This is a genomic window from Cedecea selenatireducens (genome assembly GCF_042138895.1).
GTDB lineage: Bacteria > Pseudomonadota > Gammaproteobacteria > Enterobacterales > Enterobacteriaceae > Cedecea > Cedecea selenatireducens.
The window spans coordinates 19,792-36,563 of the sequence record NZ_JBHIKW010000016.1; the positions used below are offsets into that span (position 1 = coordinate 19,792).

13 protein-coding genes are annotated in these 16,772 nt (G+C 56.5%); 5 read left to right on the top strand and 8 right to left on the bottom strand.

All coding sequences use genetic code 11. The features are described from left to right. Window positions 1-95: 95 nt before the first annotated feature. Together ACE38U_RS19845 and ACE38U_RS19850 are read right to left on the bottom strand one after the other, a co-directional pair. Window positions 96-1,439, bottom strand: a complete 1,344-nt coding sequence (locus tag ACE38U_RS19845) for a TolC family outer membrane protein (protein WP_375530401.1) — start codon at window positions 1,437-1,439, stop codon at window positions 96-98. A gap of 846 nt (window positions 1,440-2,285) precedes the next feature. Continuing rightward, window positions 2,286-3,788: an aldehyde dehydrogenase family protein gene (locus tag ACE38U_RS19850; RefSeq protein ID WP_375530402.1), complete on the bottom strand. Its 1,503-nt coding sequence runs from the start codon at window positions 3,786-3,788 to the stop codon at window positions 2,286-2,288. A gap of 190 nt (window positions 3,789-3,978) precedes the next feature. On the opposite strand from ACE38U_RS19850, the gene feaR reads away from it, so the two are divergent. Further along, window positions 3,979-4,893 carry a transcriptional regulator FeaR gene (gene feaR, locus ACE38U_RS19855; RefSeq protein WP_176983072.1) on the top strand — a complete coding sequence of 305 codons (915 nt, stop codon included), beginning with the start codon at window positions 3,979-3,981 and terminating at the stop codon, window positions 4,891-4,893. A 113-nt stretch (window positions 4,894-5,006) separates the two neighbouring features. Here feaR and ACE38U_RS19860 read toward each other — a convergent pair whose 3' ends face one another. Genes ACE38U_RS19860 through ACE38U_RS19870 form a run of 3 tightly spaced genes read right to left on the bottom strand, consistent with a single transcriptional unit; the run spans window position 5,007 to window position 8,178 of the window. Next, window positions 5,007-5,330 carry a YdbL family probable chaperone protein gene (locus ACE38U_RS19860; protein WP_176983073.1) on the bottom strand — a complete coding sequence of 108 codons (324 nt, stop codon included), beginning with the start codon at window positions 5,328-5,330 and terminating at the stop codon, window positions 5,007-5,009. Between the two features lie 14 nt (window positions 5,331-5,344). After that, window positions 5,345-5,536, bottom strand: coding sequence for a YnbE family lipoprotein (locus ACE38U_RS19865; RefSeq protein WP_038472059.1), 192 nt, complete (start codon window positions 5,534-5,536; stop codon window positions 5,345-5,347). Beyond that, window positions 5,533-8,178, bottom strand: coding sequence for a YdbH family protein (locus ACE38U_RS19870; RefSeq protein WP_375530403.1), 2,646 nt, complete (start codon window positions 8,176-8,178; stop codon window positions 5,533-5,535). Before ACE38U_RS19870 ends, ACE38U_RS19865 begins: the two co-directional genes overlap by 4 nt. Before the next feature lie 212 nt (window positions 8,179-8,390). Between ACE38U_RS19870 and ACE38U_RS19875 the strand changes: the two genes are divergently transcribed. Further along, window positions 8,391-9,380, top strand: coding sequence for a 2-hydroxyacid dehydrogenase (locus tag ACE38U_RS19875; RefSeq protein WP_375530404.1), 990 nt, complete (start codon window positions 8,391-8,393; stop codon window positions 9,378-9,380). A 121-nt stretch (window positions 9,381-9,501) separates the two neighbouring features. Then, window positions 9,502-9,933: a heat shock protein HslJ gene (hslJ, locus tag ACE38U_RS19880; protein WP_038472052.1), complete on the top strand. Its 432-nt coding sequence runs from the start codon at window positions 9,502-9,504 to the stop codon at window positions 9,931-9,933. Here the strand turns inward: hslJ and ACE38U_RS19885 are convergent, their stop codons facing one another. Together ACE38U_RS19885 and ACE38U_RS19890 are read right to left on the bottom strand one after the other, a co-directional pair. Then, on the bottom strand, window positions 9,934-10,200 hold the full coding sequence (locus ACE38U_RS19885) for a putative hemolysin (protein WP_038472049.1): 267 nt from the start codon (window positions 10,198-10,200) through the stop codon (window positions 9,934-9,936). It lies immediately after the preceding gene. A 153-nt stretch (window positions 10,201-10,353) separates the two neighbouring features. Next, on the bottom strand, window positions 10,354-10,695 hold the full coding sequence (locus ACE38U_RS19890; protein WP_375530405.1) for a cupin domain-containing protein: 342 nt from the start codon (window positions 10,693-10,695) through the stop codon (window positions 10,354-10,356). Window positions 10,696-10,907: 212 nt separating this feature from the next. Between ACE38U_RS19890 and nifJ the strand changes: the two genes are divergently transcribed. Beyond that, the gene (gene nifJ, locus ACE38U_RS19895) at window positions 10,908-14,435 is read left to right on the top strand and encodes a pyruvate:ferredoxin (flavodoxin) oxidoreductase (protein ID WP_375530406.1); all 3,528 of its coding nucleotides are present in this window, start codon (window positions 10,908-10,910) and stop codon (window positions 14,433-14,435) included. A 143-nt stretch (window positions 14,436-14,578) separates the two neighbouring features. Here the strand turns inward: nifJ and dbpA are convergent, their stop codons facing one another. Further along, complete coding sequence (gene dbpA, locus ACE38U_RS19900) at window positions 14,579-15,952, bottom strand: ATP-dependent RNA helicase DbpA (protein WP_176983094.1); 1,374 nt, start codon at window positions 15,950-15,952, stop codon at window positions 14,579-14,581. A 289-nt stretch (window positions 15,953-16,241) separates the two neighbouring features. On the opposite strand from dbpA, the gene ACE38U_RS19905 reads away from it, so the two are divergent. Further along, window positions 16,242-16,661, top strand: a complete 420-nt coding sequence (locus ACE38U_RS19905) for a DUF2000 family protein (protein ID WP_038472043.1) — start codon at window positions 16,242-16,244, stop codon at window positions 16,659-16,661. Window positions 16,662-16,772 lie beyond the last annotated feature (111 nt).

The window sequence follows — 16,772 nt, forward strand, 5'->3', positions numbered from 1 at the left end:
ATTTTTTGGATGTGGGTATCCCTGAGAAATCCAGCTCTCATTTCACATCAACTTATTTTCAGGCGAGTGAGGCTAACCCACTGCCCTGACTCTCTTTATTTCAAATCAGGTAATTTCGACGCGGCATTTTTTTCTACTCCTGTCAGGGGTAATAAATTATCCACGGCAGCAGCGTAAATTACCGCGGCCTGCCAGCCGTCAAAATCAGCATTAATTTGCGCATAGGCGGCCTGAAAAACATCCTGCTCTACGCTTAATAAATCATTAAGGCTGCGTTTGCTGAGCTTATATTCATTTTTATAAACTTCGCGGGCGCGCCGGGCGTTCTCTAACTGCAGCTTTCCCGCCGTCTCACGGCCTTTGGCCCCGTTCCAGTCGGCCATCGCCACCGACGCCTTCTGCAGCACGTCGAACTTGGCCTGTTCGACCTGAGAGGCCGCAATGCGCCTTGCGCCCTGTGCCTGCTCGACCTGGGCGGAAACCGCGCCGCCCTGATAGATAGGCGCATCCACGTTAAGCTGAATCTGGTCGTCCCAGTACGCGCTGTTGTTGGACTGGTAGCGCGTACGCCCGCCCCGCAGGCTTAGCGTCGGCCAGTGGCCTGATTTTGCTTTCTCTACGGCATATCCCGAGGATTCACGCATCGCCTCAGCGGCCAGCACGCTGGGGATCAGCGAGTAATCGATGTTGTCGAGCGGTGCCTGTTCCAGCGCCAGGCGCGCGGGCATGGCCTGATAGTTCGCGGCGCTTACGCCGGTTAGCACCGCCAGCCTGGCCTTTGCACTCTGTCCCGCGGCCAGGTACTGCTCCAGCGTCGAACGCATACCGGCGATGCGCGTCTGGGTTTGCAGCACGTCTGAACTTGAACTCAGCCCGGCATCAGCGCGCAGCTTTGCCATGGTGTTCACGTTTTGCAGCGCGGCGATACTCTCTTCCGTCGCCGCGACCAGCGCCTCGTTACGCTTCAGGTCGACATACGCCTGGGCGGTTTTTTCCGCCACGCCGGTTAGCGTCGCCATCAGCTGATAGCGGTAGCTTTCGCGCTGGCTTTGCTGCTGGCTGATGTTGCTGTTGGTTTTACCAAAGTCATACACCAGCTGAGTCAGGCTCAGTCCGTAGGCCGCCGAGTTCTTGAGCGAGCCGCTTGAGTCCGTGGTACGTGAGTGACCGGTACTGCCGTTGAGAGAAATCTGCGGCATCCAGGCGCTTCGGGCTTGATCAATCTGCGCCTGCCCAATACCGAACTGCGCCGCCTGCTGAGAGACGGACGGATCGCGGTCGAGCGCGAACAGAATACTTTCCCCCAGCGTCAGGGTTGACGCCTGCGCAATGCCGGGTGCCGTGGCCCAGGCCGGTGTCGGCGCGGCATTCACCTGCATGCCGCTACCGAGGCAAATAACGGCAAGGATCATGGCTGGCAGGGAATAAGACTGAAGCATAGACGGCGATATCCTTATCCAACGTAATAATCTGGATGATGTTGTGCCGTCCTGTATTGGATATAAACAGGCACGGCTCGATAAATTATTTCTTTTAAACGGCTGTAATATTTAAATTTAAATACTCACAGCGTGGTTTTGCATTAATTTCATGAAACAATACGTTCTGACTAAAAAGAGGTAGAAAACTATCCTTCGCTTTCGTTTCTTCTTAAAAAATGAAGGTCACAATTTCACTGCCTCTTAATATAAAGGCGACACGCAATATGACTTATTTAATTCGGGGGATCAAACTGGCCCCATCCTTTTCCCGAATCGTTTGTAAGAAAAATCCTACCAAAGAAAATTTAACCTCACCAATCATTTATTGTTAACAGTGTGTTACTTAAAAGGAAGGGGCCGGGGCATAGCGATCGATAACCCCGACGAATGAATACATAAACACAAATAGCTAACAGTTATAATTCATAAGGTTATGGAACAGGCTTTGATTTACATCAATTTTACATTTCGGGGAAATATGCCGATAAATCCGGGCTGCTCATTTTTGGTTGTTTTTCCATAAATGTTACATTGCCGTAAGTTTTACGCAAAATAAGGTCGCATGGACAAATGTGTGCCCGAAGAGATAGTCACTTAACGCAAATACTTCATGACTAAAATAGCGCCTTCTTGACAAAAAAATGCAAAAAAAAGACCGGGAAAACCCGGTCTGAAGGTAGCAACATTTATTATCATGATTAATGGTCAAGATCGGACAACGATCTCCCCTCGCGGGAGGGGGACCATCAGATTACCAGCGACAGATAATTCCGGGCCGTGATAAGCGCCGAAATGTGCTCACATTCAGTAACGCACGCAAACCGTTTTGGTTTCGGTATAGGCGTCGAGCCAGTCGGGGCCAAAATCGCGGCCTGTGCCTGACTGCTTCATGCCACCGAAGGGCATGTTGGCATCGATAAGCGTGTGGCTGTTTACCCAAACCGTACCGGCCTGAATGCGCCCGGTATACTGCATTGCCGCCTGCAGGCTGTTGGTCCACAGGCTCGCCGTAAGGCCGTAGTCGCTGTCGTTAGCCAGCCGCAACGCTTCTTCCGCATCCGCCACCCGCACGAGGTTGACCACCGGGCCAAAGACCTCTTCTTTGGTGAGCCGCAGGCTGGCTGAAGGGTTTACCACCAGCGTCGGCGCAATGTAGTAGCCGCTGCCCTGCGGGCCTGGATTGCCGGAGATAAGTTCAGCCCGCTGCTCCTCTGCCTGGGCCAGATAACCGGCGACTTTTTGCTGCTGAACCTTCGAAACTAACGGGTTGATATGGGCAGCCGGATCCATGCCCGCCCCTACCTGCAGTGATTTCACCGCCTGCTCAAAACCACTCACCAGCGTGTCGAACAGCGGCGCCTCGATATAAATCCGCGAGCTGGCGGCACACACCTGCCCTTGATTGAGGAAACTGCCCGCCATTAAGCCTTCAATGACCATTGCCGGGTCGGCATCTTTCAGCACGATAGCCGGGTTTTTGCCCCCCAGCTCCAGCGTTACGCGCGTTAACCTGTCTGCCGCCGCTCTGGCGATGCCCTTTCCCGTCGCGGTCGAACCGGTAAAGCTGACCTTGGCAATCAGCGGATGTTCGGTCAGCGCTTTGCCACAGCCCGCGCCGCTGCCTGTCACCACGTTGAATACGCCGTCCGGTACGCCAGCCTCGGTCGCCAGCTCCGCCATGCGCAGCAGCGTCAGCGGCGTGGTTTCCGAAGGCTTAACGACAATAGAACAGCCTGCGGCCAGGGCCGGCATCACTTTCCACATGCCAATCAGCAACGGGAAGTTCCACGGTACTATGCCCGCCACAACGCCAACCGGCTCTTTGCGCGTCCACGCCTGATAGCGTGCGCCTTCCGGCATAGGAATAGACACATCGAGCGTCTGGCCGCTGATTTTCGTCGTCAGGCCTGCGGTATAACGCATCCAGTTCAGCGTGCAGCCAACCTCAAACGCGCGGGAAATGTTGATGGACTTGCCCTGTTCAAGCGTCTCAAGCTGCGCCAGCTGTTCCGTATTTTGCTCAAGCAGATCTGCGAAACGCAGCAGGACTCTTTCTCGCCCGGCAGGCAGCATATTAGCCCATACGCCGCGGCTAAACGCACGCCAGGCAGACGTTACCGCCCGGTCAACATCCGCCACACTGGCATCGGCGCTGCTGGAAATCTGTTGCCCGTCTGCAGGGTTAAAAACCGGTAGACGCGCTTCGCTGTCAGACTCCTGCCAGCCGCCGTCAATGTAAAGCCCATGAGAACGCTGAAGAAACTGGCGTACATTGCCCAGCACGCTTACCGTTTCTGGCTCAGTCATAGCATCTCCTTATCAAGGTCATTATCGTGTAGCCCCCCTTCATTCTAGGCGTTATGTTGAGGTTAGGGTTTTCTGCGGCTGACATTCGCTTTGTTGGCTGTGACACGCTACACAAATGTTGATGATGATTCTTTTTTTGAATCACGTTTACCTATAGTTATTGGCTTCGGGCGGCGATAAGTGAGGATCTATGGCGGAAAGACAACACAACGAGCGATTCGAAAAATGGCTGGAGAAGGTGAATGTCGCATGTGGTCGTTTCTCGGGCGCGGCGCTGGAGCAAGGGTTTCACGGCAGCCTGAGGGAGCATCTTGCCCATGCCATTAAACTCAGCGTGGTAGAGATTAATCAGGCTCGTTTGCTGAGAACAAGCCGCGAAGTCGCCCAAAGTAACGACGCCTGGTTCTATACCGTCTTCCAGCTGGAGGGCGAAGCCGTGATGGAGCAAGGGGAAAACCAGGCCGTGCTCGGCCAGGGAGATATCACGCTTATCGACGCCTCACGCCCCAGCTGTTTTACCTATACCCACGGGGCGAAGCAGGTTTCGCTGTTGCTGCCCCGTCACCTGCTGGAGCAGCACCTGCGTCTGGGGGAAATCCCCTGCGCGCAAAGGCTCCCGGCCGAAATGCCGATGGTCCGCCTCAGCCACGGCCTGCTGCGTGAAAGCATGGGCAGCGACGGCCTGACCGGCGGAGAAAGTGAAGCCACGCTTGAGGCGATTGCCTGTCTGCTTGCTCCGGCGCTGACCCGGCACAGCCTGCCGCATTCAAAGCGCGATCGCCATCTGCAAAAAGTAATGACGCTGATTGACGAACATATTCAGTCGGAAACCCTGCGCCCGGAGTGGATTGCCGCCGAGTCCGGGATGTCGGTGCGAAGCCTCTATCGCCTGTTTGCCGATAAAGGCCTGGTGGTGGCTCAGTACATCAAAAACCGGCGGCTCGATCTCTGCGCCCAGGCGCTACGTACGGCGAGCCACAGCGAGAAGCTGGCAGGCATTGGCTACAGCTGGGGATTTGCCGATCACAGCCATTTTTCAACGGCGTTCAAAGGCAGGTTTGGTGTATCTCCGGGGGAGTATCGCAAGCGCTTTCAGGCGGCCTGAAAGGTAACCCTCACCCCAGCCCTCTCCCCAAAGGGGCGAGGGAGAAAACAAAAGCTATGGGAAACATTGTTTATTCCCTCTCCCTTCCAGGGAGAGGGGGAATAGACATAAAGCTATTTCTTCATCCACTGCCCGTTCAGGCCGCGCACGTATTCCCCGGCGGGCGCTCTGTCCACCAGTTTTTGCCCCGCCAGCCGCGCGACTTCGTTGATTGAGACATTATTGGTGTCCGCCAGCTGCTGATAATGCTGAGCGCGGCCTTCATTGATGCTTTTCACCAGCGCCAGCGTGTCTGGGTCCTGCTTAATCGGCGCGATATAGCCGCTGAGCGTTTCGCCTACCCGGCCTTGTTCACGAGCTTCGCTCAGGGTGAGCGCCATCGCTGACGCGCTGAAGAACAGGCCGGCCAGCAGCACGCCTTTAATCATTGATTTCATCGCCGTTCCCCTAATCAGAACAAATCGCTACGGTTTTTAAGCAGGCTTTCGACGTCTTTATCCACCTTGATGCGGATCTCGTGTTCGATTTTAACGTTCATATTGATGGTTATCGGCTCTTTGGGCGCGGCCACTTCGATGCGCGGCGTGCACCCCGCCAGCATCAGGGCCATCGATGCCAGCAGCGCGGCGGTAAAGTATTTCATTTGGGTTCCTCACAGGCTTCACCGGGTCGGGCGCAGCGAGCTGTTGGCAGCGCGGCGTTCTCTTCCAGCCAGGTTTGTAAATTATCGCCAAAGCGTAAACTGCGCCACAGGGTAAACAGGTTTTCCTGATGGGTATAGTTGAGATTGACGGTGTTGGTTTTGCCCTCGACGTGGCTAATGCCGGTCACGCTTGAACGCATCCTGACGACGCCGAGGTTATCCAGATCGATTTGGGTCCAGGAGCGTGATATTTCCATATAGCGCAGCCAGTTGATGGCCGCGCCCGCCGCCATGTTGTTGTCGACGATGGCGTCCGCCATGTCTTTATCCATGCGGAAGGTCATCGGCCCCGGGTTGGTCAGCCAGCCGTCTTTGATAATCCACTGCGGATGGTTGAGCCACAGCGGCAGCGCGCCGTTGAAGCGCCCGGACATGCTGAACTGTTTAGGGTTAATCGCCGTTACCAGCTGGCTGGAAGACAGCCCTGTCAGGCGCAAGAGCGCCGCGTCACGCTGCGGCATGCGCAATTGCTGCATTGAAATTTTGCCCCCGAGCACATCCGCGCTGACGTTGGTCAGCAGCAACGGCTGTTGCTCGCTCCACGGATACCAGCCTTCCAGATCGGCGGTAATGTTCTGCGCCGCTATCTGGTTGCGCACTTCGGCGATACGCAACGTCACCGGCCCGCGGGTGCCAAGGTGCCAGGTAGAATCGCTAAAGCGGAACGGCAGCACGAAGTCGACGCCGTTAATCTGGTTGTCGGGCATCCAGACGCTGCCGCTTTTCACCACGCCGTGGCCTCCGGCCTCGAAGCCTTGTTCTGCGGCGGCGGAGAAGGCAACCTGGGCGTACAGATCGCCGCCCTTGAGATCCATTTTCCAGTCAGCCGGCAGCAAAGGCTGGAACACGGTGAGCGTTTGTTTTGGCCACCAGGCATTGCCGCGCAGGCGCTCTCCGTCCCAGCGCCCCACTACGCGCACCGGGCCAATCTTCCCGGCATGCAGATTGCCCTTGAACAGGAAAGAGGTCGGGTTTTGCCCATCTACGCTGAACTTAAGCGTTGAAGGCGGCAAGGTGCTGCCGCCGCTAAAGGTGGTGGCGCCTGCATCAAGCGAGAAGTCGCCGTTAAAGGTCTCTTTTTGTTCGTCACGCTCCCAGCGCAGCGGCTTGTCCAACACCAGGCGAGGTTTGGACATCAGCATCGAGCCGTACTGAAGTTTGTCGAAGCCGGTTGACAGCGAACTCAGCTCGATGGCGCTGTCCCGCCACTCGCCAAGCCCGCGCACGTCCCATTTAGCCTGCATCGGCCTGAAGCTGCCCTTACCCCAGTAACGCCACTGCCACAGCCCGGCGTCCGGCAGGAAGTCGTTCGCCCTGCCGTCAAGGTGAAGCTCAACGGCTCCCATTTCATTATCGTGGGCACGAAGAATAGCCTGCAGCCTGCCGTCCACGCCTTTACTGGAAACGCGTACGCCCGCCAGCGGCCAGCGCACGTCGTCGATGTTCAGGGTTTCAATGAGGCGCCCGCGAGAACGCAGCAGCGCGCCGGGCTGGAACAACAGCGCCGGGTCGGTCAAGGCACCCGTTAGCTGCCCCGGCAGCACTGCGTAAAAAATCAGCCGATCCTGCTTCGCCTCGCCGGTAAGCTGCAGCGGCAAGGCGCTGTCGGTCAGGCTGAGTTTGCCGGGGCCGAAGTTTAACACGGCGTTGCCCTTCCCGGCTGCGCCCTGGGTCAGCACGTTCATGCGCCCGGTAAATACCGCGTTATCCAGCCCGTCCTGCCAGTTTTCAACTTTCAGCGTCAGCCCGCCGCCCAGCGGGAAACCTTCATAAGGCCAGCGCCACTGCCCGGCGTCAATGTCAAAGGCCTTTTCACTCAGACGCCAGGGAATGTTCAGCAGCGGCGCCTCGTCGCCTAGAGATTTTTTGACCGTCAAAGTCCCTGCATTTGTGTGCCAGTTAAGGGCGACGTTCAGCCTGTCCGGCTCCTGCGGAATTTGCAGCTGGGTCGCAACCTGGCCGTCCGTTGGCAGGCCATCTGGCACTAACGGCAGCGTTAAGTCGCCGACCAGCTCAAGCGGCGGAAGCCCTTCAAACGCTCCAACTTTCAGTTCACTGACCCGCAGGTTTTGCCCTTTGAGGGTGGCGGAAAGCGTGAGCAATTTGCCCTGATAATCCAGCTGTTGCTGCCGCGGCGTGAGCGAGAGATGCAGCGCTCCCGCGTATTGCAGCCACGGGGTAACGTTAAGCTGGTCGATAGTCAGCCAGGTGTTCGGCAGCATTTTCTGCCATTCTTCAAGGGTACGCGGCGCGGCAGGCGCAGAGTCCTCCGCCGGGATTTTGCTGATGCAGTCGGGGTTCAGGTTGAGCGCGGCGAGATGCAGCCGCCAGCGGCTCGGATGGCTGAGGGTCGCATCCTTAAGGCTTGCAAGCTCGCACTCCCCGGCAAGATAGCGAAGATCGGGAATCACAATCGCGCCGTTATGCAGGCGTGGGCTGGCCTCCATGGCGATACGCGTCCCCTGAGGCAGCCAGATACCGGCGAGCGTTGGCAGCCAGTGGGCCACCGTGAGCAGCAGCGACAGCGGCAATAGAATGAGCGCAAGCAGCAGGGCTAGAGCGGCTTTGTATTTACCCTTCATGGGTGGTTAATATCCTGATTCAGCGACAATTTAAGCCGAAATATGTCATTATTCTGGCACGATTCAGGCCGGGCGTGAAGGCAGCGGCTGCATTAAGCATAGTCTGCCCGGAAAGTGAAATAGTCACCTGCCGTTAAAATTTCAGTTTATAAATTGTATGATTATTTTAAGCATGATAATTTTAGAACCAACCCTTTCTGGAGATAAGTCTTATGAAACTTGCGGTTTATAGCACAAAACAGTACGACAAAAAGTATCTGGAGCAGGTTAACAAGGAGTATGGCTTTGATCTTGAATTTTTTGACTTCCTGCTGAGCGAAAAAACGGCCAAAACCGCCAACGGCTGTGACGGCGTGTGCATTTTCGTTAATGATGATGGTAGTCGCCCGGTGCTGGAAGAGCTAAAAAAACATGGCGTTAAGTTTATCGCGCTGCGCTGTGCCGGCTTTAACAACGTAGATTTAGACGCGGCAAAAGAGCTTGGTATGCCGGTTGTTCGCGTGCCTGCCTACTCGCCGGAAGCCGTGGCTGAACACGCTATCGGGATGATGATGTGCCTTAATCGCCGCATCCATCGCGCCTATCAGCGTACCCGCGACGCCAACTTCTCTCTGGAAGGATTAACCGGGTTTACCATGCACGGCAAAACCGCCGGGGTCATCGGCACCGGTAAAATCGGCATTGCCGCGTTGCGTATCCTGAAGGGGTTTGGCCTGCGCCTGCTGGCATTTGATCCGTACCCAAGCGCCGCGGCGCTGGATTTAGGCGTGGAGTATGTCGACCTCGAAACGCTGTTCGCGCAGTCCGATATTATCTCCCTGCACTGCCCGCTGACGCCGGAAAACTATCATCTGCTGAACCAAAGCGCGTTTGATCAAATGAAAGACGGCGTGATGGTGATTAACACCAGCCGCGGTGGACTGATTGATTCCCAGGCGGCGATTGACGCCCTGAAGCATCAGAAAATCGGCGCGCTGGGCATGGACGTGTACGAGAACGAACGCGATCTGTTCTTTGAAGATAAGTCTAACGACGTGATTCAGGACGACGTGTTCCGCCGTCTTTCCGCCTGCCATAACGTGCTGTTTACCGGCCACCAGGCGTTTCTGACGGCTGAAGCGTTGATCAGCATTTCTGAAACTACGCTTGAGAACCTGCGTCAGTTAGAAAAAGGCGAGCCCTGCCCGAACCAAATTAATTGATTTCACACCCTCTTCTCGCAGGAAGAGGGTTTATTTTAAGAATATCCTTACTGATTCATGCGCCACATCCTGCGAAAGTGGCGCCCTTTCATTGATGACACATAAACCTTAGGGAGAAGAGATGAAAAAGTTTGCTTCACTGATGCTGGCAAGCGTTGTTCTGGCGGGCTGTGCCCAACCGGCGGATAAAGGTTCCGTGACTGCACAAGATTTGCAGCACCACCGTTTTGTGCTGGAGAGCGTTGACGGCAAGCCTCTGGTCGTTAAAAACACCAAACGCGCGCCTGAGCTGAGCTTCGGTGAGAACATGCATATTTCTGGCGCGATGTGTAACCGCTTTATGGGCCAGGCTACGCTTGAGAACAATACGCTGAAGGTGAAAGGGCTGGGCATGACTATGATGCTTTGCGTTGAGCCACAGCTTAACGACCTGGATCACCGTATTAATGAGATGCTGACCGCCGGGGCTAACGTTTCTCTGGCAAACCAGCAGCTGGTGTTGAAAAGCGGCCAGCACACGCTGACGTACAAACTGGCCGATCTGGTTAATTAATCAGTAGCTTCCACAGGTGCCAGCGGCAAGCGAGTTCTCGCTACAGCGTTTGCCGTTCGGCATAGCACACATGCCCATCGCACTGCCGTCCAGCTGACGCGCAACGCTCATCGTGCCGCCAATCATCGCACAGTTCGCTTCGCCCTGGCTGGACATCGCCGCCCTGAGGCCGGGGGGTACGTGGGCCGCAGTGGCCTGTTGAGGGGGTTCATTACTGCATGCTGATAATAACAGTGCGGCACAACCGGCTAAAAACGCAGCGCGCATGGCTTCTCTCTCCCGTCTGAATATGCAAAACCTTTGCATAATGGCGCATGGCTCCCGCTGCGTCGAGAGCACAAAGCAATAAAGTGTGTTGTTTTATGTGGCTTAGATCACTTTTCAAACTAAAACATCAGAGTTTTCTGAGCGCCCCGGCGTTCAATCCGGCTCTGCATCGATGAGTAACAGCGTGCCGTGGCTGCCGGGCAGCACGCGATGCACCGCCTCTTTGGGCACCAGATAATAATCCCCGGCTTCGAGCGAGAAGGTTTTGTCGTCCACCACCAGCGTCATCTGCCCTTCAATCACCACCAGTAATTCTTCAAACCCGGTATGGGACTCATCGGGAATCCCCTCGCCGCCCATTTTGATCAGCTTGATATTGGCCTGGCCGACCTGCCCAAGCAGCCGTGAACGCCAGACATCCGATAGCGCTCCTGCCAGCGTTGTTAACGATCCTGTAGACATTTTGTCGCCTTCTTCTGAGAAAGCGTTATCCATACCGCATCTTGCCCACGTTACAAATTCTTAATCACCATAAGATATTCAGGTAACACATTTCACTCACGCGTCACGCCAGGCCTGGATCAATTTGTGCACTCGGAGGCTCAGCAACTTCAAGCAGATAGATGGACGTACTATAATTGGGGGTTATTACGGGACTCAAGGCAGGCAGGCGGGTCCCTTTATTTTGCGCAATGTAAGGGTGTCTTATGATCACTATCGACGGCAACGGTGCAGTCGCCTCCGTGGCGTTTCGTGCCAGCGAAGTAATTGCCATCTATCCTATTACCCCCAGCTCAACGATGGCCGAACAGGCCGATGCCTGGTCCGGCGACGGCAGAAAAAACGTCTGGGGTGATACGCCTCGCGTAGTCGAGATGCAGTCGGAAGCCGGCGCGATCGGGGCGGTGCACGGGGCGCTACAAACCGGCGCGCTTTCCACGTCGTTTACCTCGTCGCAGGGTTTACTGCTGATGATCCCGACGCTGTACAAGCTTGCTGGCCAGCTGACGCCTTTTGTTCTCCACGTTGCCGCGCGTACCGTGGCAACCCACGCGCTGTCCATTTTTGGCGACCACTCGGACGTGATGGCCGTGCGTCAGACCGGCTGTGCGATGCTGTGCGCCAGCAGCGTCCAGGAAGCTCAAGACTTCGCGCTGATTTCGCACATTGCGACCCTGAAAAGCCGCGTGCCGTTTATTCACTTCTTCGACGGCTTCCGCACCTCGCACGAAATTAACAAAATCGTGCCGCTGGCGGATGACACCCTCCGCAGCCTGCTGCCGCAAAAAGAGATCGACGAGCATCGCGCTCGCGCCCTGAACCCGGAACATCCGGTGATTCGCGGGACCTCGGCTAACCCGGATACCTATTTCCAGTCTCGTGAAGCGACCAACCCCTGGTACAACGCGGTTTATGCTCACGTTGAACAGGCGATGAACGACTTTGCTGCGACGACAGGCCGCAGCTACCGTCCGTTCGAATATTACGGCCATCCTGAAGCCGAACGCGTGATTATCGTGATGGGCTCCGCCGTCGGCACCTGCGAAGAGGTCGTGGATGAGCTTCTGACCCGGGGCGAGAAAGTCGGCGTGCTGAAGGTTCGCCTGTACCGCCCCTTCTCCGCCGAACATTTGCTGGCGGTTCTGCCGCAAACCGCGCGCCAGGTGGCGGTGCTTGACCGAACCAAAGAGCCAGGCGCCCTCGCTGAACCGCTGTATCTCGACGTGATGACCGCGCTTGCCGAAGCCGTGAGCCGCGGCGACCGTGAAACGCTGCCTCGCGTCATCGGCGGCCGCTATGGGCTGTCGTCTAAGGAGTTCGGCCCGGAATGCGTGCTGGCTATCTTTAACGAGTTGAGCGAAGCCAAACCACGCCCGCGCTTCACCGTCGGAATTTACGACGATGTAACCAACCTTTCGCTGCCGTTACCGGAAAACACCCTGCCTAACCGCGCCAAACTGGAAGCGCTGTTTTATGGTCTGGGCAGCGACGGCAGCGTCTCGGCCACCAAGAACAACATCAAAATTATCGGGAACTCCACGCCGTGGTTTACCCAGGGCTACTTCGTTTATGACTCCAAAAAGGCCGGTGGCCTGACGGTTTCGCATCTGCGCGTCAGCGAACAGCCAATCAACTCCACCTACCTGATTGAGAAAGCCGATTTCGTCGGCTGTCACCAGCTGCAGTTTATCGACAAGTACCAGATGGCCGAGCGCCTGAAGCCCGGCGGTATTTTCCTGCTGAACACGCCTTACGCCGCCGACGAAGTCTGGAGCCGCCTGCCGCAGGAAGTTCAGGCAGTACTCAACCAGAAACAGGCGAGGCTGTACGTCATTAACGCGGCAAAAATCGCCCGTGAATGCCATCTGGGCGCCCGCATCAACACCGTGATGCAGATGGCGTTCTTCCACCTGACGCAGATCCTGCCGGGCGACACCGCGCTGGCGGAGCTGCAGGGCGCGATTGCCAAAAGTTACAGCAGCAAAGGGACGGAAATCGTCGAGCGTAACTGGCAGGCGCTGGCGCTGGCTCGTGATTCTCTGGCCGAAGTGCCTCTGCAGGCGGTTAACCCGGAAAGCGCGATGCGCCCTCCAGTGGTGTCCGACGCCGCCCCTGACTTTGTGAAAACCGTCACCGCCGCCATGCTCGCCGGGCTTGGCGATGCCCTGCCGGTTTCCGCGCTGCCGCCTGACGGCACCTGGCCGATGGGCACTACCCAGTGGGAAAAACGCAACATTGCCGAAGAAATCCCTATCTGGAAGCCGGATATCTGTACCCAGTGCAACCACTGCGTGGCGGCCTGCCCGCACTCGGCTATTCGTGCCAAAGTGGTTCAGCCGGAGGCAATGGATGGCGCCCCGGAAGCCCTGCAGTCTCTGGACGTGAAGTCCCGCGATATGCGCGGCCAGAAATATGTGCTGCAGGTGGCCCCGGAAGACTGCACCGGCTGTAACCTGTGCGTGGAAGTTTGCCCGGCAAAAGACCGTCAGAACCCGGAAATCAAGGCCATCAATATGATGTCCCGCCTTGAGCATGTTGAAGAAGAGAAAGAAAACTATGACTTCTTCCTCGCGCTGCCGGAAATCGATCGTGCCAGCCTGGAGCGCATCGATATTCGTACTTCTCAGCTGTTAACGCCGCTGTTTGAGTACTCTGGCGCCTGCTCCGGCTGCGGTGAAACGCCGTATATTAAAATTCTGACCCAGCTGTTCGGCGACCGTATGCTTATCGCGAACGCTACCGGCTGCTCGTCTATTTACGGCGGTAACCTGCCGTCCACGCCGTACACCACCGACGCCAACGGCCGCGGGCCTGCATGGGCAAACTCGCTGTTTGAGGATAACGCCGAGTTTGGCCTGGGCTTCCGCCTGACGGTGGATCAGCACCGCGCCCGCGTCATGCGCCTGCTGGGGCAGTTTGCCGATAAACTCCCGGCTGAGCTTAACGAGCAGCTTCACGCCGAAGCCACACCGGAAGTTCGCCGCGAACAGGTTGCTGAGCTGCGCAAGCATCTGGCTAACGTAGACGATGCGGATGCTCGTCAGCTGGTCACCGACGCCGACGCGCTGGTGGAGAAATCCATCTGGCTGATTGGCGGCGACGGCTGGGCTTACGACATCGGCTTTGGCGGCCTCGACCACGTGCTGAGCCTGACCGAGAACGTCAATATTCTGGTGCTGGATACGCAGTGTTATTCCAACACCGGGGGCCAGGCCTCTAAGGCTACGCCGCTGGGCGCGGTTACCAAGTTCGGCGAGCACGGCAAGCGCAAGGCGCGTAAAGACCTGGGCGTCAGCATGATGATGTACGGCCACGTGTATGTGGCGCAGATTTCGCTGGGCGCACAGCTTAACCAGACGATGAAGGCGATTCAGGAAGCGGAAGCCTATCCTGGCCCGTCGTTGATCATCGCCTACAGTCCTTGCGAAGAGCACGGTTACGATCTGGCGCTGAGCCATGACCAGATGCGTCAGCTGACCGCCACCGGCTTCTGGCCGCTCTACCGCTTTGACCCGCGCCGTGCGGACGAAGGCAAGCTGCCGCTGGCGCTGGACTCCCGTCCACCGTCCGATGCGCTGGCCGATACGTTGATGAAAGAGCAGCGTTTCCGTCGCCTGAATGCCCAGCAGCCGGAAGTCGCCGAGCAGCTCTGGAAAGACGCCGCGGCAGATTTGCAGAAGCGGTATGATTTCCTGGCACAGCTGGCGGGTAAAGCGGAGAAGGTTAGCGAGTAATCGGGGGGAATGCCCCTCACCCCGGCCCTCTCCCTGGAAGGGAGAGGGGGAAAACATAGATTGGCGTTCTTTTTATCCCCTCTCCCCCGTGGGGAGAGGGGGAATGATGGTGGGGAAACGGTCAGGATGAGGGGAAAATTCGTTTACTTCAGCAGGCGAACCTTCACCGACTTGCCCTTAATCTTCCCTTGTTGCAGCTGCTTCCACGCGTGACGCGCCACGGACTGGCGCACCGCAACGTAAACATGGATTGGGTGGACGTCGATTTTACCGATGTCCGCCCCTTCCAGCCCCATATCCCCGGTTAACGCGCCCAGAATATCGCCCGGACGCATTTTGGCTTTCTTGCCGCCGTCAATGCACAGCGTCGCCATTTCTGCTTCCAGCGGCTTCACGGAGACGCCGGACGGCACCTGCTGCCATTTCAGCGAAAGATTCAGCATCTCTGCCAGCACACTCGCACGCTGCGCCTCTTCCGGCGCACAGAAGCTAATAGCCAGCCCGCTTTGCCCCGCTCGCGCGGTACGACCAATGCGGTGGACGTGCACTTCCGGATCCCACGACAGCTCGTAGTTAATGACCATTTCCAGAGCTTTAATGTCCAGCCCACGAGCGGCAACGTCGGTCGCCACCAGCACGCGGCTGCTGCCGTTAGCAAAACGCACCAGCGTCTGGTCACGGTCACGCTGTTCCATATCACCATGCAGCGCTAACGCGCTTTGGTGGCGTTCATTCAGCGCATCACAAACGGCCTGGCAATCTTTTTTGGTATTACAAAACACTACGCAGGACGCGGGCTGATGTTTGCTCAGCAGCGCCAGCAGCAGGCCAATCTTGCCGCCGCGCGAAACTTCATAAAACTGCTGCTCTACGGACGGAAGTTCATCGACGGTATCAATTTCGATAGTTTGCGGGTCGCGCTGAACCCGGCCGCTGATCGCAGCAATGGTAGTTGGCCACGTGGCGGAGAAAAGCAGGGTCTGGCGTTTTACCGGCGCGTGGGCGATAACCTCGTCGATAGCGTCGGCAAAGCCCATATCCAGCATACGGTCGGCTTCGTCCAGCACCAGCGTTTGCAGGGCATTCAGCTTCACCGTTTCTTTTTTCAGGTGATCCAGCAGGCGGCCAGGCGTGGCAACGATAATGTGCGGCGCATGCTGCAGCGAGTCGCGCTGTACGCCGAACGGCTGGCCGCCGCACAGGGTCAGGATTTTAATATTTGGCATGTAGCGTGCCAGGCGACGCAGCTCTTTAGCAACCTGGTCGGCCAGCTCACGCGTCGGGCACAGCACCAGCGACTGGGTTAAAAACTGGCTGGCATCAATGTGCTGCAGCAGGCCAAGACCGAAAGCAGCCGTTTTGCCGCTGCCGGTTTTTGCCTGCGCACGGACGTCTTTTCCGGCCAGAATGGCGGGCAAGGCCGCTTCCTGAACGGGCGTCATTTCGTGATACCCCAGTTCGCTAAGGTTGGCGAGTTGTGCTTCAGGTAAAGCGTTCAGTGCGGAAAAAGCGGTCACAATGGTCATCTCTTAATAATAACGGGCAGGCGCGTATGCTAGCAGATTCGCGTGATTCAGGCGTGAGTTTATCAATTTTGCTGCGTTAGCGGGCTAAACAATAAAAAACGGCCCTTTAGATTTAGATCAGGTGCCGTTTTTCCGTAAGAGAGAATTCCAGCTAGCAGATAAAACGCGGCTTAAAGATTGATCGTAAACAGGAAGCCAGATAAAAAAATGATTACTATGCTTTGGCTTTGCGTCCTAAGCTAAATCAGAGGACGCGCTTAATGGCAGATAAGGAGCCAGAATGTTCGAAGATAATGACTATAAGCTTTATGTCATCGTGAACCGCACCGCCGACGTCAGCGTGCAAATGAATGCCGTGGGCCACCTTTGCGGCGGTATTATGCTCAAAGCGGATGAGCCTAAATTTCATGATTATCCCAACCAGGAAAGCGGCTTCAGTGCTTATATGAACCATTATCCGGTGGTGGTGCTTCAGTCTAAGAACAGCAGCCAGCTGGCGACGGCGCTTGAGAAATGCCGGGAAGAAGGCGTGCTGTATAACTTCTTCACCACCACAATGCTTTCGCACTCTTCCGAACAACAAATCAAAGATACGCTCGAAACGCCCTTCGCCGATCTCGACTTCGTGGGCATTGCGCTCTACGGTGAAACCGAGAAGCTCAAGCCTGTGACCAAAAAGTTTTCGGTCTTTAAAGGCTAAGCCGCCGGGTAATAATGCGGGCACATTGCGTTGTTACCCTGGTCTTTACCCTTCGTCCCCGGCATAGAAATTGATGATGTCATCCTCAAACCAACAACCCACTTTGTAGTA